The sequence below is a fragment of the Glaciecola siphonariae genome (assembly GCF_042652645.1).
Taxonomy (GTDB): Bacteria; Pseudomonadota; Gammaproteobacteria; order Enterobacterales; family Alteromonadaceae; genus Glaciecola; species Glaciecola siphonariae.
In genome coordinates this window covers 1,962,260-1,984,947 of sequence record NZ_JBHSGU010000002.1, presented here as the reverse complement: position 1 = coordinate 1,984,947, position 22,688 = coordinate 1,962,260, and the positions used below count along the sequence as shown (strand labels likewise).

The 22,688-nt window shown below is 46.6% G+C and carries 11 protein-coding genes; 1 reads left to right on the top strand and 10 read right to left on the bottom strand.

Annotation, left to right across the window (positions count from 1 at the left end; translation table 11 throughout):
- The first annotated feature begins 36 nt into the window (after positions 1-36).
- On the top strand, positions 37-4,137 hold the full coding sequence (locus ACFO4O_RS10025) for a translocation/assembly module TamB domain-containing protein (protein ID WP_382407949.1): 4,101 nt from the start codon (positions 37-39) through the stop codon (positions 4,135-4,137).
- Between the two features lie 47 nt (positions 4,138-4,184).
- On the opposite strand, the gene ACFO4O_RS10020 is transcribed toward ACFO4O_RS10025, so the two are convergent.
- The 10 genes from ACFO4O_RS10020 to ACFO4O_RS09975 all read right to left on the bottom strand — a co-directional run bounded on the left by ACFO4O_RS10020 (position 4,185) and on the right by ACFO4O_RS09975 (position 22,682).
- A complete protein-coding gene (locus ACFO4O_RS10020; RefSeq protein ID WP_382407947.1) occupies positions 4,185-4,406 on the bottom strand; it encodes a helix-turn-helix domain-containing protein in 222 nt (73 codons plus the stop codon).
- A gap of 35 nt (positions 4,407-4,441) precedes the next feature.
- Positions 4,442-6,661 carry a peptidase domain-containing ABC transporter gene (locus ACFO4O_RS10015; RefSeq protein ID WP_382407945.1) on the bottom strand — a complete coding sequence of 740 codons (2,220 nt, stop codon included), beginning with the start codon at positions 6,659-6,661 and terminating at the stop codon, positions 4,442-4,444.
- Positions 6,661-7,920 (bottom strand): HlyD family secretion protein, encoded by a 1,260-nt coding sequence (locus ACFO4O_RS10010; protein ID WP_382407943.1) that lies wholly within the window; start codon positions 7,918-7,920, stop codon positions 6,661-6,663. The genes ACFO4O_RS10015 and ACFO4O_RS10010 overlap by 1 nt, the downstream gene beginning before the upstream one ends.
- 258 nt (positions 7,921-8,178) lie before the next feature.
- Entirely contained in the window at positions 8,179-10,710 is a 2,532-nt protein-coding gene (locus ACFO4O_RS10005; RefSeq protein WP_382407942.1) for a putative bifunctional diguanylate cyclase/phosphodiesterase, read from the bottom strand.
- 179 nt (positions 10,711-10,889) lie between these two features.
- Positions 10,890-14,108, bottom strand: a complete 3,219-nt coding sequence (locus ACFO4O_RS10000) for a S41 family peptidase (protein WP_382407940.1) — start codon at positions 14,106-14,108, stop codon at positions 10,890-10,892.
- Between the two features lie 175 nt (positions 14,109-14,283).
- Entirely contained in the window at positions 14,284-17,625 is a 3,342-nt protein-coding gene (locus ACFO4O_RS09995) for an amidohydrolase family protein (protein WP_382407938.1), read from the bottom strand.
- A 95-nt stretch (positions 17,626-17,720) separates the two neighbouring features.
- A complete protein-coding gene (locus tag ACFO4O_RS09990; protein ID WP_382407936.1) occupies positions 17,721-18,833 on the bottom strand; it encodes a hypothetical protein in 1,113 nt (370 codons plus the stop codon).
- A gap of 120 nt (positions 18,834-18,953) precedes the next feature.
- On the bottom strand, positions 18,954-20,354 hold the full coding sequence (gene cysG, locus ACFO4O_RS09985) for a siroheme synthase CysG (RefSeq protein ID WP_382407934.1): 1,401 nt from the start codon (positions 20,352-20,354) through the stop codon (positions 18,954-18,956).
- Entirely contained in the window at positions 20,351-20,569 is a 219-nt protein-coding gene (locus tag ACFO4O_RS09980; RefSeq protein WP_382407933.1) for a hypothetical protein, read from the bottom strand. The genes cysG and ACFO4O_RS09980 overlap by 4 nt, the downstream gene beginning before the upstream one ends.
- 370 nt (positions 20,570-20,939) lie before the next feature.
- On the bottom strand, positions 20,940-22,682 hold the full coding sequence (locus ACFO4O_RS09975) for a DEAD/DEAH box helicase (protein WP_382407931.1): 1,743 nt from the start codon (positions 22,680-22,682) through the stop codon (positions 20,940-20,942).
- Between the last annotated feature and the right edge of the window lie 6 nt (positions 22,683-22,688).

The following is a 22,688-nucleotide window of genomic DNA, read 5'->3' as shown; positions in this document are numbered from 1 at the left end:
CAAGGTAAGGCGAGTTCTGCATTGTCTGGCTAAGGCATGGACATCAAAAACGCAGCTTTTGGCAGTTCAGGAAGCGAAAGCATGAGCGCTAAAACCATGAGTATCAGCATCAGCAAGTACTTCGCCTACGGTTTTTTGGGCCTATGTGCTGTGGCCTTAATAGCGGTATTATCCATTGGCAGTAATGCTGGCCTAAATATACTGACGCATTTTGCCAATAAAACCGAAGGTATCCACATCGGTAAGCTCACCGGTAGTTTATATTCTGAGCTTTATATTGAGCGTATCGATGTTGATTTAGAGGATTCGGTTAGTGCTCGATTGCGCGATGTTGAGATGGATATCACCCTAGCTTGCCTTTGGGATATGGCCGCTTGCCTCTCGCATTTAAGAGCCCGAAGCATCGCTGTTATTCTTCCGCAAGGCAATGAGGGGAGTCCATCTGAGTCGTCTGACGATTACATCACTCTTCCTATTCCAATAGACATAAAAGAGCTCAGTGTTACAAAATTTGAGCTGTCTGTGCGCCCGCTTTCTGTGAGCCGACAGGTACAGAACAAGCAGGCTGACAGCGCGCATCCATTGCTCAGCGTACACAAGCTCACCGTAAATGATATAAGTCTGTTTCAGCATTTTTCAGTAGGTAAACTCAATGTTGATGATGTACTGTTTTATCAGTCTGCACCGCTTGACCCTGCATCAAGCGCCGCACAAGCGCAACCTGCAATTTCACTAAACAATATTCAGCAAATGCTCAAGCGTGCCCCCGACATAAGCATTCCTGAGGTATTTATTCCGGTAAATGCATCATTAAAGCAGGGTGCGATAAAACGTATGTGCTGGGAGGTAGATGCCAGCGCTGCAAGCAGTTCTGTAAGCCCAAATGCCAGTCAATGCTTAACGCTAAGTGGGTTGAACCTCTCTATTGAGGAACAACTGCTAAAAACTAAGCTGCAAATAAATGCACAAGAGCTGTTTAATGAAAATGGGCTTTTGGCTAGGCGCCTAAACGCTGATGCGAGCGTGAATTTAGCGCAAAATTTCGCACATGATATTGAGTTAGTGCTTTTGCAAAATACAAATGATGCAAAAGAGCGTACGCTAAAGCTGCACCTTAAAGGCCAACTAGACAATACTAATATTACACTTACACAGAGCGGCGCCTCTAGCGCACTTCCTATGCTCAGTGCTGATGTGGCTTGGCAGTATCAACAGACGAATTTGCCCATTAATTTGGCCTTAAGCATTAATAACATTGCCCCGGCAAAAGCGTTTTTACTGGCGCCTTTTGAATTTGATGTACCCAGCGCTACTGCGTCTGTTTCTGGGGATTGGTCAAACTATAACGTTACCTTAAATACTCAGCTTCAAAGCGAGATGGCGGAGCAATCTGGACTGTCAGACGTGAGTTTAAGCGCAGGTCTTTCACCGGCCTCGGCGTCAATTAACATTGAGAAATTTGAAACCAGTGGCGTCCTTGGCGATGTTCGCCTCTCGGGGAGTTCTCGTTTAGGCGCGCTCAACAGCATGGATAAAACATCGAGTACGCTGCCGCTTGCCTTGGTGTCGTCTTTAAATCTTACGCTCAATGACCTGAATTTAGGTGTGTTCAAACCCGATATGACAAGCCAAATCAATGGTGAGTTTGTGTTATCGCACACCTTTACCGAGCAATGGATGCAAGGGGCTGTGCAGTGCAAAAATATTGAAGGCGCGGCATTAGGTTTTGCGCTTGCCATAGGCTGCGATATTACCTTGTCTAAGCAAGGTGAGCTCAATATTAATACTTTAACGCTCAAGCAGATGGATAAAGCCAATAAAACGGCTGCGCACAATATTTTAAATGCCAAGGGCTCACTGCAGTTTGTTTCTACCGACTACGTAAACATGGATGCAGAGCAGGTGATGGCTACTCAAACCGCGCTGTCATTTAATGCTGATGTAGCAAATGTATCAAGTTTTCTAACGCAGATGAGCGGAAGTGCTCAGCTTGAGGGAACTGTCAACGGCAGTATAGGTGCCCCCATTATTGATATGCAGGCAGTGGCATCAGCGCTTTCATCACCTGATTTTGGTCTTGAGCAGGCAAATCTAAAGGCAAAGATAGATGCCAGTGAGAATTTCTTAAGTGATATCGACATCAACGTATCTGAGCTTGCTGTGGGTAAGCAAGTTATCGATAACATTAATATTAGGGTGCAGGGTAATCAAGACAAGCACAATGCGGCAATTTCACTTGCGAGCAAAGATATTTCAACATCACAGGTCTTTAGCGGTACGCTTGTGATGAACGAAGACACGACGCGCTGGCGCGGAAAATGGCAAGAGGGCGAGATAGTTCTGCCATTTGAACGCTTCACATTAAACGACACCGTGTTGCTTGTAGCCGATGTGGGGCTGAATAATTACAGTGCGAGCGAGCATTGTTGGCGCAGCACTCGCGAAAACAATAAGATTTGTTTAAGTGATTTGGCGTATACGAATGACGGTGCAACGGCTCAGGCCGAGATAAATTATGATGTTGCTTATGCGGCTCGTCACTATGCGCCTGATGTGATTCTGCCTGATACACGTTTACCCTTAACAAGTGCAGTTTCTGCAAGCTTTGCTGCAAACTCGGGAATGGATATTAGCGCCAACAATACTATTGTGGGCGGCGAAATCGAAACCAGCCAACATATGCTAGAACTTACCGCGATTGTGGCTAACTTAACACTCAAAAATAATGCGCTGACCAGCGCTATGTTTGCCGGTACTCAATCAACGGGTACATTGGGGCTTCAGTCAACCATAGGGCTTGAGCCAGAGAGTCGGTTCCATGAAGGAAGATTGCGAATAGACAGCTTTGATTTAAGTTTATTGCAGCGTTTTATCCCGAGCACAAAGAGCATTGAGGGGATGGTTAACGCAGATATCGCATTTAACGGTGAGCTCAACGACCCTCAATTAAGCGGTGAGCTTAGCGTGACATCGGGTGAACTCATTGTTGATGCTTATACTTATCCGCTGACCGATTTTCACCATGAGATGCGCTTTGATGGGCAAACTGCAGATATGAGCGGCGGGTTTTCGCTGGGTAAAGGTCCTGGTAGCTATCAGGCGCAGGTAAACTTTGCGCAGCCTTTTAGTGTTGCAGGGCAAATTAACGGTGAAAATATGCAGTTCGCATTGCAAGACAGCAAAGCGCAAATTTCGCCTTCTCTTGAGTTTTTGATGTCGCCAAACGATTTGATGGTGAAGGGCAACATCAATATCCCAAGCGCTGAGATAAAAGTAGAAGAGCTGCCTGAAAACGCACGAACGCCTTCTTCCGACACCATCATTATTGGCAAAAAACAGCCGCAGCCACTTGTTCCGCTAGCCTTAGACATTGACCTGAATATTCTGATAGACGAGGCAAAGTGGGGCTTTGTAGGCATAGATGCGCTAGATTTAAAGGCCAGCTTGTCGGGCGACTTAGATTTAAAAGTTGAGCAAAAACGCAGAAGTGATGGCTCGTTACAGCCCATGCGTACGAGTTTAAATGGCCAGGTAAACGTGCTCGATGGAAGTTACGAGGCTTATGGTCAAATGCTGGTTGTACAGTCGGGAAAAATCTTTTTTAACGGCGAACCGAGTTTGCCGCAGTTTAATATTCGCGCCATCCGAAACCCGTTAAATACCGAAGGGGATGTGATTGCGGGCCTCCACGTCACGGGCAATCCAATCGTACCGCGAGTTGAGCTTTTCTCAGACCCACCGATGAGCCAAGCAAAACAGCTATCTTATTTACTGCAGGGCCGAGATTTGAGCCTTAATAGCAGCGGCAGTTCGAGTAGTTCCGACGCGGCGCTTATAAACGCACTGGTAGGTTTTGGTGTTAGACGCAGCGACAGTGGCCTTGGTCAAATAGGAAATGCATTGGGGTTTGACTCCTTGAACATTCAAACCGCGGGCGCGGGAGACAGCTCACAGGTGCAAATTACCGGCAGGATAGCCGAAGATATACAAGTTACTTATGGTATTGGTGTATTCGATCAGGCAAGTGAAGTGATTTTAAAATATCAAATCATGCCTCAGCTGTTTATTCAGGCAAAAAGCGGGCTAAATAGTGCGGTGGATATTTTTTACCAAGTGTCCAGAGGCGAGATAGATTAGCCACCTTGCTAATTGTGACAAGGTGGCTAGCGTTGGCAATAGATAAGTCAGGCAAAACTACCCGCCATGTCTCTGTAATATTTTGCCACTAAGGCATGACGGCTGCGAATATCTAACTTACGATAGATATTATGGCAATGGAACTTGACCGTACGCTCGCTAATAAAAAGCTCGGCGCCAATGACCTTGTTTGGCAAGCCTTCCAAGATTTTCTCTGCGATTTGCTTTTCACGTTTAGATAGAACTTCACTGTGGTAAAAAAATGACATAAATATCTCCTTATGTGTCATATATTGAGGGTGGGTTAGCTGATTAACTGCGGCTGATTGATGTGTTCAATCCCGCTCTTTGTCAGCTTGATAATATGCTGCGCACTGGCAATGGTTTCTTGACGATGCGCAATCATAATTTTGGTAATATCGAGGTGTTTTAAGTGCTCGTTAAGGCGTTTCTCAGTTTCGCCGTCTAAATGGCTGCTCGCCTCGTCGAGCAAAAGTATTTTGGGCTGTTGATAGAGCGCTCTGGCAATAAGCAAGCGCTGCTTTTGACCACCACTTAGGCTGTCTCCCATGTCGCCGATGGTGCTTTGATACTGCATCGTCATGCCCATGATATCCTCGTGAATGCATGCGATGTGCGCACAGCGTACTGCGCGCTCCAAATCCAGTTGTTCATCAAACTGACTGATGTTTTCTAGCACGCTGCCGGTTAACAACTGGTCGTCTTGCAATACTGCGCCAATGTGATGCGCGCTGCGATTGTCTGGGGTAAGTATCTGCCCATCAATGATGATTTCGCCGTTAAGTGGTTTAAGTAAACCTAGCAAGCAGTTGAGTAAGGTAGATTTACCGCAGCCACTTTGCCCAACAATGGCTAGGCTCTGCCCATGTGCTAATTCAAAACTTACATTCTCGAATATAGCGGGCATATCGTCACCATAACTAAACGCGAGATTGTTAACGCTGACGTGAGCGCGTGAACCGACATTTTGCGGTAACTCAGGCGCGCTGTGAGCCTGCTCAAAGTGCGCCGACACTTGCTTTGCCGTATGGGTAATTTGCATGTTCTGTCGCCCTGCAAGCACATTGCTTTGCTCGGGCGCGCTGAGCAATATGTCAGCCACCCGATTCAAATGCACACTCAACATCTTAAATTCAATCCATTTTCCAATTAGACTGCTCATGGCGTCTACAAAGCGGGTTTTATAACTCACAAAGGCAAAGAGCATTCCCACACTCATACTTTGTTCTAGCACCAAAAGAGCTGCTAGATACACCACAACGAGATTTTCGATACCAAATAAGACTTTATTGATGGTGGTAAACCGTATATTCCACTTTGCTTGGGCAATGCGTTTGTTCATTGCAATGCTGAGTTTATCGAGCCATTTAGCATGCGATGACACGGTTGAATTGCTGAGCTTGAGCGTACGAATGGCGCGCACACTTTGCATAAAATAGCTTTGCTGCTCTGCTTCTGCGTGCAGCGTTTCGTTATTTAAACGCCGAACCGGGTAAAAAAATATCCAACGAAGCAGACTGTAGGCAAGCACAAGAGCTATCACTACGAGGGTAAGCTTTACAGAATATGCGAGCATAACAGCTAGGGTGATCAGGGCCATGAGGCCGTCGATTATGGCGGTGATAATGCCTGAGGTGATCAATTCTCGGATATGCTGCACTGAATCAAAACGGCTTACAATATCGCCCATGTGCCGGCGAATGAAATAGGGAATAGGCAGCGAAAGTAAGTGCGAAAATACGCTCGACGATAGAAACAAACTAAAGCGCATGGAAAATACAAGCATTAAGCGCTCGCGCAAAAATTGCGTGGCGGTGTCGATACACAGCACCAGTGCAAACCCAATCGCTAGGGCGGTTAGCAGGGCTTCGTCGGCTTTTATAAGCACCTCATCTACCACGGTTTGCATGTAAAAGGGGCTAACAATGGCGAAAAGCTGCAGCATTAAAGACAAGCCTAATAAAAGTAAAAGCTGGCGCTTTATGCCCACAGCGTTTTTAGCAAAATCGCGTAAACGCAGCCCAACGTCGGCTTTTACCTGAGTGAAATCCTGATTAGGCATGAGCTCAAGCGCTACGCCGGTAAAACTTTGGCTGAGTTCCTGCATGTTGATAAAGCGCATGCCCAGCGCTGGGTCGGCAATATAAGCGCCTTTTGAGGTCATTTTTTTTAGCACAACAAAATGCGAAAAATTCCAATGTAAAATCGCCGGCGTTTGTAGCTGATTTAGCTCTTCAAGGGGGACTTTTAATGCGCGCGAAGACATACCAATGCGCGCGGCCTGCTCTATGATTGTTTTGAGGTTCACTCCTTGGCCATCGTTATTTAAGTCCAAACGTAGCTTAGACAGGCTAATGCCATTGCCGTGATAGTTCGCAATCATGGTGAGACAAGCCATGCCGCATTCGTTTGCCTCGTTTTGCATCACAAGCCGTAAACGTTTAAAGGTGCGTAGTGAGAGTTTTTCGAATAAATGGGTGTGCTGGGCGCTTTGCGTGTGCATTAGATACTTCCTTTTAAACTATACAGAGGAGACAAAAGCCATTGCATGAGTGTGCGCTCAGACAAAATAACGTCGGCCTGCACCGTCATGCCTTCCTTGAGGCTAATGGCTTCGCCTTTTGCGATAATATGGCTCTGTGCGAGCCCCGCCTCGACCATGAATACAGGCTGCTGAACACTAATTGCATGCGCCTTACTTTCATTCGGCAAAGTGATACTGCTGGCAATTTGGGTGATAGTAGCGCTCAGCGTGCCGTACTTTTGATGAGCAAAAGCATCGAGGCGTACACGAATGGGCTGCTGAGTTTTTAAAAAGCCTGCCGCCGATGTGGGCACAGCGAGGTGCAGTTTTAACGAGTCTTTGGTTTGAGACAGCTTCATTAATACAGGAAAACCTGAAATGTCATCTCCTACTTGCGCATGTAAGTTGCTCACGATGCCAGAGCGCGCTGCGTACAGGGTATAAGCGTGCTGGGTATTGAGCTCGTCAACTTGGCGCACAATGGGCAGTTGAGTTAGCTGAGTTTCAAGACCCTGCTGCGTTTTTTGTTCTACCAGACGTGCCTGCTGGGCGCTAAGCTGAATGGTACGAATAGCGTTATCGGTGAGCTGCTGATCTAAAGCTGATGCCTGCTGACGAAGACCAAGCAGTGAATGTGCAGCATTATCAAACGCATCTTGGCTAAGGCTTTTGCTATCAACAAGTACTTGCAGCTTTTTAAGATGCTGCTCACTCATCGCAATGCGCTGACTAATAAACTGCACTTGTGTATGCAATGACGCCGCCTGTCGCTCGTTAAGCAAGAGTTCTTGCGCAACAAACTGCTGCTCTTGTTGAATTTGCTCAAGGCTTTGGGCTTTTGCGTCTTCTAATACCGCGAGATGTCGGTTCAGTGTATTGAGCTGTGACTGCACCAAAGAGGTGTCGGTGACTATTTTATTCGGACGTTGAATCGTCAGTAAGCGCTCACCTTTTTCAACATGTTGGCCATTTTTTACATGCACCTGCGTGATTAGGCCAAGCCCCTCTTTTGGGACAACCGATAGGCTCGGAACTGCGTGGCTAAGGTATCCGCTTACCGTGGCTTTTTCTTTAAATGAATGGGTATTGAGCACAAATAGCGCAAATATTACCCATGCAATTAATGCCAGACTAATTAGCCAAGCATTGAAGCTTGGCAATAAAAGTGCTCTGCCGTGCTGCTGCAAGGTGAGCGCCTGCCACGCTTCTTGTCGATATAAACTGCTGTCTTGTTGCATGCTTTGTTTGTCTCTGTAGCGAATTGATGAGTGCCCAGATTAGAGCCAAGCCAAACAGGCAGCAGTCACAATTGAGTCAAGCCGTCGTCATTTTGGGACAGGGGAATAGTACATTACGATTAATATAGCGGCGTTGATGCAACAAAGACTCAAGGGAAAGGGGAGCTAAAAAAGTGCGGTGGGTATAAAAAAGACATCTCTTCATTGTGATGTCTTTTTTAAAAGAGCTCAACCTAAGCTGTAGTACCTAAAATCAAATCAACAAGGCTTTGCATTATCTATGGCCCACTGATAAAACTCATCTGCCTTCATAGGTTTTGCAAAATGATAGCCCTGGAAGATAGCGCAACCCATGTGTGCAAGTGTGTTTACTTGGCTAGGCTCTTCAACGCCCTCGGCAACCACGTCTAAAGACATATGATGAGCGATGGTTATGATTGAGCGAGCCAGCTCACTGGCCTTTTTCTCTTCAATGACGTTAACAAATGAGCGGTCGATTTTTAATACGTCAAGAGGTAGGTCTTTTAAGTATGAAAGCGATGAGTAGCCGGTGCCGAAATCGTCAAGGGCGATAGTCAACCCTGTTTCACGAAGCGCATTTAGCTTTTCAATACAGCCATCAATATTGGTTAAAAGGCCTGATTCGGTAAGCTCAATTTCAACCTGAGCAGGCGAAATTTCGTAGTGGTCTAAGATTGCGATAAAGTCCTCTACAAAGTCTTTTTGTACCAGTTGTACAGCGCTTACATTGATTGCGACCCGACTGGGTATAGTGAGTCCTCGTTTTTGCCAGTCGTGCAGATGCTCACATACTTTTCGCACCATCCAAAACCCCAACTTGTTTATTGAGCCACTGTTTTCTGCCATAGCGATAAATTCGTCGGGCGGCACAAAGCCCACTTCTGCGCTTATCCAGCGACATAAAACTTCTGCGCCAATCAGCCGGCCTTGGGCATCGACTTTAGGTTGATAGACAGGAAAGAGTTCTTTGTCTTGTTCAATTGCCTGGTGTAGTAGAGACTCAATGGCGCGCTTGCGATTGTTTTCCTCAAGGAGCGTCACATCAAACACCTCAAGCGTATCGCCTCTGCTGTGCTTTGCTTTTGCCAACGCGATTTCGGCGCAACGTTTTACTTCATGTGCTTTGTTGATTTGTTCCGGAAAAATAACGGCTCCAGCAGAGGCTGAAAGCTTAATGACTCTACCTTCAACACAAAACTCCTGCTCTACTTTTGCTCTTATGGCATCCCAATGTAGCCGAGCGATGCCGTCGGCTAGCATGGCGACTTCTTCAATTAAGACCGAAAATTCATCACCGCCTGAACGCGCAATAAAGATATCTTTATTAGCATAGCTCGACAGGCGATTTCCCAATTCTCGTATACAGGCCTCAGCCGCTTCAAAGCCATAATCTTGGTTAATTTCATTAAAATGATTGAGGTCAAAAACGATTAAAATAGACTGATTATCGCTTTGGGTGCTAGCGTCAAATGCTGCTGCTATTTTTTCATGTAGCTTGGTGATGTTGGGCAGTTGCGTTTGGTAGTCAAAGTAGGCCATTTTATGAAGCTGGCTTTCCAACATATTGCGCTGAATTTCAGCGGCCGCGCGAGACCTGAATATATCCATTGTTTGTAGCAGGGTAAGTTCGTCGCTGACCTTTTGGTCGAACAACATCACAATATTGCCCATTGGTTTGCCGTTTTTGTCGGTCATGGGCGCATTTAAATAGCTTTTCGCCTTTGCCATTTTAAAATATTCTATTTGCGGGTATTTTGCGGCAAAATCGTCGTGAAGAAGTAAGCATTTGTCGGTAGAAACGAGTTCTTGCGGGACATCCGACAATCGATAGGTGTAGTTATCAAGCATGCGGTTTTCATGCATGACAACGGTGGTCGTAATGTATGCATCATGCTCGTTAAACAGTGAAATATACGCCACTTTGCATCCGCTTAGCTTTTGCAATTCTTTCATCATTTGCGCAAAAAACTCGGTTCCATGCTTACTCAGAGCACCTTTTGCTATGCCCGAGAGCACCATCTCTAAATTGCCACGCGCGTCAATTTCTTGTCTGAGCGATTTACTCTTGCGATTTAAAGATGCCGATATGCTAATGCATGCAACAAAATTTAACACCGTAAAGGGCAGTCCGCCTAGGTAAATCATATTGAGTTCGCCGTTGTCAATCTTTGCACTCATGAGCGCGGTAATAAGCTGTAAAAGCAAAATGCTAATGAGCAAAGCGCCTAGCGTATAGCGTTTGACGCGCAGCAGTTTGGCAGACAAACCCACCAGCACTAACAAAACCGCGATGCCGTAGATTAAGTAGAATTGAATGCCCAATGAACGTGAGCCAATAAGGCGCGACGCTTGCTCGCCGTTAAATAAAGTGTAACGAATCAGTTCGACGTCACCCGAAAACCTTAAAGTATGTTCAGCCAGCATATTAAAAATGCAAAAACCAATGCCCACCAGCCAAAGAAGCCAAGTTGCCCAATTTGGTATTTTTTGCCTGCTCCAAATAACAAAGGCCATGCAAAAGGTGGGTAATCCCAAGATAACAAGCGAGGTTTGCATACGCAGCCAATACAGCGCTGATGCCAAGTCGATGGCACTGTGATACTGCCAAGTAGCGTATTGGCTAGCAATTGAAATAAGGCAGGTAAAAAACAGTGCTTTGAATAGCCCTCTTTGTTCTTTAAGGCCTGACGACAGCAACACAGCCGCGCACAGCGCGTTGATGCCAATGGAGGCAGAAAAATAAAACGATATAATTTCGCTTGTCAGCATAGCCTTCTGCTTAAGTCAGAACGGTTGAAAGAGAACACAACATAAAGACGTTAACGGCTGCTAGCGCAATATGTTTAATCTAGGGTCAATGATGCTATTTAAGGCACAACATGAAGGATTGCTTAGCAATGATTAGCAAACCGCCCAGGCATGGGCGGTTTGATTGTTGTTGAAAAGAGTTAAATGTCTTTAAGTAATTCCTTTACCGCTCTTTCTAATTGAGGGTCGACACCCTTGGCTTTATAAGCCGGTGGATTGAATACTTCGATATCGGGTGTTGCCGGCACGCGCTCCATATTCTCACCGGTTTCTTTTACCCACCATCCTCTGAAGGGCATTCGCACAAATGAGCCATCTACCAAGCCGTAGCCTCCGGTACTGATCACCGCGCCGAAAGTGGGCCGACCTACAAGTTTACCAATGCCTAGTGCTTTATATGCATGTGAGAAAATCTCAGCATTTGAATAGCTATTTTCGTTGCTCATGGCAATCGACGGCTTGGTCCAAGCCGATAGCGGTAAGCGTTCGGCAAAGGGATAGGTGTGTTTAAACTTACTGTGGTGTTTAACAATGTCATCGGTAGCGCCGCGCGGAATAGTATAGGCGTGCTGCTTAACGCTTAGCACCGTCATTAGGTAGTCGGTTGTCCAGCCACCGCCGTTATATCTAACGTCAATGACAATGCCGTCTTTACCATAACCTGCCGCCATGAGCTCTCGCTCAAAGCGTTCAAAACTGCTCCAGTTCATGCCGCGTATATGCAAATACCCAAGCCTGCCCTTTGATAGTTTGTCGGTCATGCGTCTGCGCTCATTGACCCAGTCGTCGTAGAGTTCACTGCTTAACGATGCGGTGGGCCAAATGACCAACTCTATATCCTTATTATCGCGCTTAACATTGAGCAATACCGGCGTGTTAATCGAATCGCTAAGCAGGCTGTAGAAATTTGTATTCACGGTGCTTTGCTGATTTACCGCCACAATCACATCGCCTTCTTTAAGCGTGCTTTCCACTCTATCAGCTGGGCTTTGCGCCAGCACCGACAGCACCTCAAAGCCGTTACTGTGCTGTTGTCCTTCAATGCCCAATAAGCCGGTTTTTTGCGATTGTGTTTGCTTTTGGTTTTCGCCTCGTGCCATGCCCATATGACTGGCATTAAGCTGTCCTAGCATCAAATTAAAAATGTACTGGAAATCTTCTTTTGTTGAGGCTTTCAGTGCAATCGGACGATATTTATCACGCAATGCCTGCCAGTCACGACCATGAAATTGAGGATCGTAAAAACCAGCATTTAGCGCCCGCCAGCCCTCATCGAATATTTGCGCGCGCTCTTGGGCATAGTTGATATTCATCCGAGAACTAACATTAAGGGCTTCGACCTTGTCATTTTTAGTGTCGATGCGATTAATCTGACCACTATCTAGTAAGGTAAACAGGTGCTTGCCGCTTTCATCTAGCGCTAACTGACCGGGTTGTTTATCTTTACCAATCAGGGTCTTTTTGTCTTCACCGTCCCACTTAATCTTATAAAGATTGCGCTCAACCTTGAAGTTTTGTCGTCCAGCGCCGCCGGTGGTGTAGTAAACATGCTCACCGTCTTTACTAAAGAGCATTTGTGTTTCATTCCCAGTAAAAGAGGTGACTTGTTCTAGGCGCTGATAAATGCCGTCAAAGTCAATTTCAATGGCGGCTATCTGCTCCTCTTTTGTGTCTGGTGAGTCTTCGTTTTTATCACTTTTGTTTTCGTCATCAGATTTTTTGTTTTTTGGCTTGTCATCGTCAAGCTCAATGCGTCGCCACTCTTCTTTTGAGCGCTGCCAGTCTTCCTTTTTCAGCCAGGCAAACCATACGTCAAAGTCGCCGTTGTTACGCATTGACACAAAGCCCAATTTCGACCCATCAGGGCTCCAAACTGGATTGCTATCGTATTTGGGGTGCATGCTAACATTTACCGGCTTGCGAGAATTATCCGCAGCGTGAATGTAGACCTCTTCATTAAAATTTAAATCTTGCAGAGAGTAAGCAAGCCAGACGCTGTCGGGCGACCAAGACACTTTTGAAGGAATATCCCAACCATCTAATAAGGTCACCTGATTACTCAAACTACCTTGTTCAGTAATGTCTGCGCTAACTAACATGCCCCTGTCTTGGCGATAGGCAATTTTTTTGCCATCAGGCGATATGACCGGATCAAATTCTTCTTCGGGGGTGTCGCTTATACGCACAACGTCATGTTTGAGCGAAGCAAATAAGTTAGCTTGTTTGCTATCGCCAGAGCGCAATAAATAAAGATCGTTTTGCCCCTCGCGGTCAGATACAAACACCAGTGAGTCATCGTTTAACCAAGCAATATCGCGGTCACGTGCTGGGCCTGTAGATAGAGCCACACTGCGTTTATCTTCCTTGTCGTTGCGAGTAACATAAATGTCGCCTCGAATAACGTACGCGCTCAGCTTGCCGTTGGGCGAAACGGCATATTCATCGACCTTGTTCGTCATGGTTTTAGCAACCACGGGGTCAAACCTAAAATCGCTGTTAACGTCAATATTAAGCGGTTTTTTATTTTGCGTTGTCGGGTCAAATGAAAACACGCTATCGCCGGCTTGATACACCAATTTTGATGCGTCTGAGTTAATACTAAAGTGATTTACGCCAAAATCGCTTTGTATGGTGACCTGATCAATGTCTCCATTCAAATCAGCCTTGTGGACGTTGTATTTGCCAGAGCGAGCAGAGATAAAATAAAGGCTGTCGTTGCTCTCCCACTTGGGCATAAAGTCATTACCATTAAAGGTAGTTAGCTGTTTGTAGCTGTCTTTTTCTATGTCATATATCCAAATATCACGATTAGCAGGTCCGCGGTAGGCTTCTCGAGATATGCGGCAAGTACCGCGCACAAAGGCAATTTTACTGCCGTCGGGCGACACCACAGCATCAAAACCTAAGGCATCCATGAAGCGCGACTCGGTTTGATTGCCGCTAGTGCTAACGCTTAATACTTCCCACTCTCGTTCCACTTGAGCATAGGTACGCCGACTGTTAAATAACACCTCATTGTTGTGGGTAAAACTGATAACTCGGTCGTTTGCAGAATGATAGCTCAGGCGCTTTGGGGTACCACCGTCTTTAGGCATGACAAATACATCATCATTGCCAAACCGGTCGCTGCTAAACGCTAGCGTGCTAGCGTCTTTTGACCAGACCGGTCGGCTTTCATAACCTTCATGAATGGTCAGTCGGTTTGCGCGACCGCCGTCGGCATTTACGGTCCATATATCGCCCTGATAAGAAAAAGCGATGGCGTCGCCTTTAGGGCTAAGTTCCGGTTGTAATATAAGAGGGGAGGCCAGCGCTGCGCTCGAGGCTGCAAGCAGAAGGCCTATGGCAAGTGATTTCATAAGATAACCTGTCGTTTTAATTTTATTGGTTTACATATTGATAGGACGTCTTGGTCCGTATAGGGCACTTATACGCAAAAAAACGCTATTCACATCAAAATGAATAGCGTTTAATTTGTACGCTGTTAATTGAGCCGCCTCACTAGATGCTTAGGGCTTGCACACGTTTTAAACATTAATGCACCCAGTGATATCGCTGCGCTTTTTCTTCCATTTGAGCGCGTGTTTCTTCGGGCATAAACAAAGCATTATTGTTTTCAAAGAAGAAAGGCTGACGCGTTTTTTTACTGCCTACCTCGTTCATTGTGGTGGTATCAAACACGCGGCCGTTAATCACAGTGTGAGTCACATATTCGCTGCGCTTAATATCGTTTAACACATCACCGTCGATAATCGCCATATCAGCAAGTTTACCCACTTCTATGCTGCCGATGTCTTTATCCATTCCTAGATGAATGGCGCCGTCAATTGTGCCGCCGCGAATGGCTTCCCACGGAGTAAAGCCGCCTTGGTGCATAATCCACAGCTCCCAATGTGAGCCTAAACCCTCACGCTGACCGTGTGCGCCAATCATCACTCTAACGCCTCTGTCGCGCAGATGCTTGGCATACTTGGCAACTTCCACATGGTTGTATTGATTATCGGGCGCGGTGGGGCGACGAATGGAGCGAGCATCAACTAAAAAGTGCGGTACGTAGCGCATTAAACGCTCATTTTTCCAGACTTCCGTGCGATCGTAAAAATATTCCTCACCCATCAAACCGCCGTAAGCCACTACAAAAGTGGGCGTATACCCAAATTCAGTCGCCTTCCAAAGCTGCGTTAAATCGTCATAACCGCGTTCAATAGGCAGACTGTGTTCTAAGCCAGTATGACCGTCGACCAACATAGAAATGTTTTGTTGAAATTTGCCACCGCCCTCAGGGACAACCATCATTTGCTGCTTGTCGGCTGCAACTAGTACTTGCTGTCGTTGATCTCTACGGGGTTGGTTGTAACTTTTTACCGAAATCGCGCCTAAGTCTTTTAAACGCTGTACATGGTAAAAAGCGTCGTCGTAATCGTTAATGATAGCTTTATAACCGAGCGCTTCTGCGCCATATAATATGGTGCCAGTTGAATAAATGCGCGGTGCTACTATTTTACCGGCTCGCTGTAGCTCGGCTGCCGCCATGATTTCGGTAGTGTCATTAGATGGGTCATGAATAGTCGTTACGCCAAAGGCAAGGTTTGAATATTGATCCCAGTTTTGCTGTGGAATTATTTCATTGCTGCCCTGTGGTCCATGTGCGTGCGCATCGATCAAGCCAGGAATAATTGTTTTGCCGGTGGTATCAATTACCAAGGCGTCGTCAGGAATGCTCACGTCGCCTTTTTTACCCACGCCAGTAATGCGATTGCCGCTAATCACCACAACGCCATCCTCAATCACTTCTTGGATGTTGTCGGCGTCGCGCATAGTCACAAGCTTACCGCCGCTGAGTACCGTAACCTGACTGGGCGCATCAAAGCGCTGCTTAAACGACAAGTCCACGCCATCAGTCACAGGCTCCGGCAGTGACTCTTGAGCGTCTTCGTTTAAAAAGCTGAAGGCTTCATTCAGGCTACGCTCAAAATAGCGAGGTCCGTGCGACCATCCAACCGTTGTGTTGTTATCGCGCCATGTCATATAGTTGCCAGCGCGTGCTGATAACTGCTTAACCGGCAGCGACTTCATATCAGGGCCAATGGTGAGCCGCTTTCCTACTTGGGTAAACGGCATCACGTAGGTGTTGTACTGATGCACAAAAGCTAAATATTGTTTGTCGGGCGAGAGGCGATACTCACTAACCTTATCTGCTCCATATACGTGCTCTTGTTTGTCTTCACCGTTTAAATCAACGCTAACAAACTGAGTTTCTGGGTAAGCAGCCGACACCGATTCGGTGAAGTAAACACGGTCATTGCCCGCACTAAAATGCGGCTCTATTCCCCGTTTGGAGACCCTTGTGGCGGTTTTATTATCGAGGTTTAATACGTATAACCCTGGCTCTGTTGAATACTGCGGGGCAAGTAAATAGCCGCCGGTGACTTTGCGGTAGGCAATTAACTCGCCATCTGTGGAAAAGCTCGGTTCAACATAGTGCCCTGGCTCTAGGCTGACTACCTTGCCTTTGCCGCCTCTTGCTGAGACCACGCGCACTGCGCCGAGGTCTTGGTCGTTCCAAGTGGTATATACAATTTGCTTACCATCTAGTGAATAACGCGGGTAGTATTCGTCATGGTCGCTTTGCTTGGTCAGGCGCTTAACTTTGCCCGATTTTAAATCTTTGACATAAAGTTTTCCGAGCGCTTGAAAGAGCAAAGACTTTCCGTCAGGCGATTTTTGTGCCCAGCGAATGGCTTTTACATCAAACTCATCTGGCGCAACATCCACTTCAAAACGCAAGGCGTCAGCGTATTGAATATTCGTACTCACACTTACATCAAGCGTATCAAGAGATTGGTCAGCAAGGGTAAGTTTATGAAATTTACCGCCTGTCCAAAATACAATGGCATCGCTATCTGGCGTCCAATCAAAATAGGCAAAATAGCCTTCGGTGCCAAAGCCTTCTTGCATGTCTCGTTCTAACTCTAAAAATAGAGGCTTTTCAATACCGGTTTCTAAGTCTTTTACAAACAGAGCGGTTTTGTTTTTGACTCTGCGGACAAAAGCGAGATGTTTCCCGTCGGGTGAGGGGGTCGGTACAACAGCGCCGCCAGTACCTGACACAAACCGCTCTTCTTCACCGCTTTGGCGGTCGTAGCGCGTGATAGCAAATATCGATTTGAGCGGGTCTCTATTATAATCAAAGCCCGAGCCCGGTGAGATGTCGTGTGTGTAATATATGTAGCGCCCGTCAGGCGAAAAGACAGGGTCGGCAATGTTTTGTTGTTCTACTTTGCCATTTTCGCGCTCTTTGATGGCGATGCCAGTGCCGCCGGAGATGTGATACATCCATATTTCGCCGGCTGGAATACTGCGAGACGACATTATGCCTTTGGTAACCACGATGTACTGCCCGTCGGGTGACCATTTTGGCGCATGAATAAGATAGTCTTTTTCGCTAGTGATTTGCTTAAGGTTCTCGCCGTTTATATCCATCGTCCACACGTTTGACAGGCCATCGCGGTCAGATACAAACGCAATCTTAGTGCCGTCGGGGCTTACAGACGGGTGTATATTCCATGCAAAGTCTTGGGTCAGCGCTTTTGCTTTACCGCCGCCTGCTTCAACAATAAAAATATCGCCAAGCATATCAAACACAAAATGTTTGCCGTCGGGGCTTATGTCAAGACTCGACCATGTTGTTTCATTTGTATCAATGGCAAGGCTTTTCAGCGCCATAGGCGGATTGAGTACGTCCCACTGTTCATATTGAGAGTTTGTTTCGGCGTTTTCACCATCGGGAGCGGTATTTTGAGCGAAAGCTACAGGCGCAGCACTCAGGCAAGAAGCCATCATAATGGAGAGAGATAACTGTCGTATTTTTATCATAATTATTGTTAATTTATTGTGATTAAACGTCGCCGACTACAATAAAGGCTAAAGCTTTTAGGCGCAAGGTGCTTGGAGGGAAGTGTTACATTTGCTTACATTGTATCGAGAATGTACTGACGGTTACGAATACCCATAAGCGTGCTGTCTGCGGCTTCTCCTGCCTCAAAATAGGCGGGGCCGGCGGCCTCGAGTAAGACATAATCTTTACCATCTTGTGATACCGTTTTGTCGTCTGGCAAAGGGTGAATAGCAATGGCTAGCAGCGCATGTTTGGGTAATAACACCATCTTTTGGTTAACGCCGCCGCTGTATGCGCGCATTAGCGCTGCAAGGAGAGTTGCCTTGCTGTCGCAGTCGCCTTGATTTTGCATCAGCAGGTCTTTGGGCGATACAAAGCCTGCGCCGTTTGATGTGGCGCGATTTTCGAGGGTATTATAAGGAATGCTTTGTATCCAACTGAGGGCAATATTAATGAACTCACGCGGATTATTTGGCGACTGCTGCATAGCTTTAATGGCCTCAACCACCGGCAGTAAATGCGGCGCACTTTGCTCTGCATATTTTGCGTGATCTTGTTGTATGGCCTTTTGCCCTGTGGGCGATGTGTAGGGCGTATAAAAATGTTGGCTTAGGTATTGGGCTCTGGCTGTTTCGCTTAAGCGACTGAGGTCAGCCATCACTTTTTTGCCTTGTTCAGGCAAGCGTGTTTTTACGCCATATTCTAAACCTGAACCGCGGCGTTTAATGCTCACCCTACCGGTTTTCGGATTCAGCGCTTTTGCGTATTTTAACAAGGCAACTTCGATTTCTCGCTGCATCATGGCATTACTAAACGTTGATTGCGTGGCCGGCATCTGGGCAAGCGCCGCTGTGGGCAGGGCAAATTCGAGTGTAAAGTCTCCATCGTGCGTCGACCATTGATATGAGAAAGCAAGTGAATCGGGTTCTACTTGTGGTGAAAAGTGTGTTGAAAAGTGAGTTTGGTCAGCTTTTGCATAGAGGCTTAAAAACGCCACTAACATAAGCAGCATAAGGCCCACCAAGCGGCAAAGTGAAATAAAAACCGATTGACGTATTTGTTCTATATGCGCTTGGTCTATATGTGCTTGTTCTGTATCTGCTTGAATAGGCGAGTATGATGTGGGTAACTGGCTTTGCTGCTGGTGAGTATTTGGTGATGCATTGTTTGGTGAGATTCTGTGCATACGATATTCGGGCCTTAAGGCTTTACCCAATGTGACGATGGCGCTAAAACGATATATTGCATATCGGCCAGAAAGGTCTTTTGTTGAGCATTTGAAACGACCAACAGGCCTTAGGCTTATTTAGTTAGCGACCTGCTGCGCACTGAACCAGTTTAACTGCTTATGTAAAGTCACTACGCTCCCCACAATAATAAGCGTTGGGGGTTTAACGTTTTCAGTAAGCGGATTATCCATAATATCGTTTAATGTTCCGGTCACTACGTTTTGATTAACACGAGTCGCATTTTCAACCAGAGCAATGGGCGTTTGTGCATCAAGGCCATGAGCTACAAGCTCTCGGCAGATAATGGGCAGGCCCGTCAGTCCCATATAAAATACAAGGGTTTGCTGCGCTTGCGCCAGCGCCTGCCAATTTAAATCTATGCTGTTGTCGCGCAGATGTCCTGTTGCGAAGGTCACCGACTGAGCGTGGTCGCGATGCGTGAGAGGAATGCCTGCGTAGCTAGCTGCGCCAGTCGCGGCGGTGATCCCCGGCACAACCTGAAACTCAACACCGTGCTCAATCAGCGTCTGTATTTCTTCGCCGCCTCGCCCAAAAATGAAAGGGTCGCCGCCCTTGAGACGCACAACGCGGTTTCCTTCGAGCGCCAAGCGAGCAAGCATTTCATTTATTTCTTCTTGTGGGATGGTATGGTTGCTTTTTGCTTTGCCCACGTAAATTTTTTCAGCGTCGCGGCGCACCAACTCTAAAATGTCGGGCGACACTAAGCGGTCGTATACCACAACATCGGCTTTTTGCATTAAACGTAAAGCCCGAAAGGTAAGCAAATCTGGGTCGCCCGGGCCTGCTCCAACTAAATATACCTGACCTGCTGGTTTGTCACCGCTTTTGTACTTTTCTAGGGCAATGTCTAGCTGCTTTTCTGCCTGCTGCGCATTGCCTTGTAGTACATTTTCACCGATATCACCGTCTAGCACATCTTCCCAAAAATAACGTCGGTCGGTAACTGAAGCCAGCCCCGCCTTAACTTTATTCCTAAATTTTTCAGAGAAATCGCCCAGCAAGCTAATTTTATGAGGCAACACCGACTCTAATTTTTGTCGAATGTAGCGCAGTAGCACAGGTGCTACACCACCGCTGCTCATCGCAATAATAATGGGACTGCGGTCTACTATAGATGGCGTAATAAACTTACAAAGAGGTGTATTGTCGACTACGTTAACTAGTTTGCCTTGGCTATGCGCTAGGTCATGTACATGTTGATTTACTTCGCTTCTATCAGTCGCCACAAACACCAAGGTTTTGCCCGCTAAATCGCCATCTTCAAATTCACGATGCTCAATGGGTATATTGTGCTCTTTCGCGAGTTTGGCCACGGTGTCACTCACCCATGGTGATACGATACTGATTTTTGCAGGCGTTTTTAAAATTAACTCGAGTTTACGAGCAGCCACTTCTCCGGCCCCAACAATAAGACATTGGGTATATTGGGCGTCGATAAAAACCGGGAAATATTTCACTGCTCAGCGCCCTTTGCCTGAGAAAGCTCAGCCTTTTTTTGTGCTAATGTTCGCTGACGCTGAACAACCCAAATAGCGAGGCAGGCGGCGCCGAGGGTAAAGGCAATGATCGCTTGGCTAAAATTTTCTCTGAACACGCTTAAAAAAAACCACACGGTCATGACTTCGCCGGCAATTAAAAACGACAGCGCTTTTACTTTAGATTTAACTGACATGTGGTTTCCTTTTATGGATACTAATTTTGATATATAGAACGCGCAAGACTGCTACAGAAGTCCACAATATACACGACCATTACACAGACAAATATGCACAGACATTCATTGTACAAACAACTATCACACAGACAGCTACTTTGCAGCGGCCTGCAGTACAAAAGGCTAATACTTCAGCCTTGTTATGCTCAAATATCTTCAGCGGTCTTAAACATCATACGCTAAGTGTAAATCTTTAAAATAAGATAAGAAGTAATAAAAATAGAATTTATATAACGTTTAATTATAGCGCTTCTACAAAAACGCCCAGCCTATCTTAGATAGCGCTGGGCGTTTTAAGCTCAAGCTGATATGGCTATGCCAAAAAGACCTATTTGCTTTTTTTACGCTTGGGTGGCTCGTCGCTCCACGGTCGTAAATTCAAACGTTGCCCCGCAACACGAGTTTTGGTCAAGGTTTCACGAGTTTCAGGCGGCATACCGTCTGGCAGGTCAACCAATGAGTAGTTGTCATGTATATCAATAGCACCAATGTGCTTGCTGCTAATGTTGGCCTCGTTTGCAATGGCGCCCACGATATTGCCAGGTTTTGCTCCGTGTACATAACCCACTTCAATCTTAAAGCGCTGCATACCTGCTTCGGGTTTGCCGCGCGGACGGCTTGGCGCTTTGCGCTCACCTCGAGCTGGGCGTTCGCCGCCACGTTCGTTTTTAGCACGAGGGCCTCGACCAGTGTCACGCTCTCTACCGCGTTCCTTAAAGCTAGGAGCGGCGTTTAGGTCAGGTCGGTCGCCGTCGCGTAAGAGTAGTGGCTCGTCGCCTTGAGCCACTTTTGCTAAGGCTGCCATTACGCGCTCTGGCGACGCTTCCGACGTTTCCATAATCGACTCAATTACCGGCATGTAAGATTCGATAGACTCATCGTCTAATGCTTCAATTACATTGGTCTTGAATTTGTCCAAACGAGACTCATTGAGCTGAGAAATAGACGGAATGTCCATTTTTTCAATCGACTTCTTAGTGGTTTTCTCAATCGCAAAGAGTAAACGTTTTTCACGATGAGAGATAAACAATATCGCGTCGCCGGTTCGTCCTGCGCGACCGGTACGCCCGATACGGTGTACATAAGACTCAGTATCGTAGGGAATATCGTAGTTAATCACGTGGCTAACGCGCTCAACATCTAGGCCGCGGGCTACAACATCAGTTGCAACGAGTACGTCTATTTTGCCCTGCTTGAGTTTATCAACCGTGCGCTCACGCTGGTTTTGCGGAATATCACCGTTAAGTGCTTCAACGTCGTAGCCGCGTGCATTGAGTTTTTCAGCAAGCTCTACGGTGGCGGTTTTGGTGCGCACAAAAATAATCATGCCGTCAAACTCTTCTACTTCCATTATACGGGTAAGTGCTTCGAGCTTGTGGTGCCCCGCCACTTGGCAGTAGCGCTGGCGAATAGCGTTGGCCGTGGTAACCGTAGAGGTAATTTTTACATGCTGCGGATTTTTCAGATAACGCTGAGTGATTTTTTTGATTTGATCAGGCATGGTGGCCGAAAATAGCGCCGTTTGACGTTTTTCCGGTGCATGCGACAAAATAAGCTCAACATCGTCGATAAAGCCCATGCGCAACATTTCATCTGCTTCGTCGAGCACTAAAAACTTGAGCCTGTCGAGCTTGAGCGTTTTACGTTTGATATGGTCAATTATTCGACCAGGCGTGCCCACAACAACCTGTACACCGCGTTTTAGCTGGCGAATCTGATTGTCGTATGATTGTCCACCATATACTGGTAAGACTTTGATTTTTTTGGAGAAGCTTGCGTACACTTGAAACGCTTCTGCTACCTGAATAGCAAGTTCTCTGGTAGGAGCAAGCACAAGTAACTGCGGAAACAGTTCATCGGGGTCGATGTTGGCCAGCATTGGCAGTGCAAAAGCAGCAGTTTTACCTGTGCCCGTTTGTGCTTGGCCGAGTAAATCGTGGCCTTCTAGCAGTAATGGAATACTTTTGGCCTGTATAGGCGACGGTTTTTCGTAGCCTACTTTTTCAAGGGCCTGTAAGAGCGTTTCCGGCAGATTGAGGTCTTTAAAGGTGATGTCGACAGTGTCGGTCATAGATTG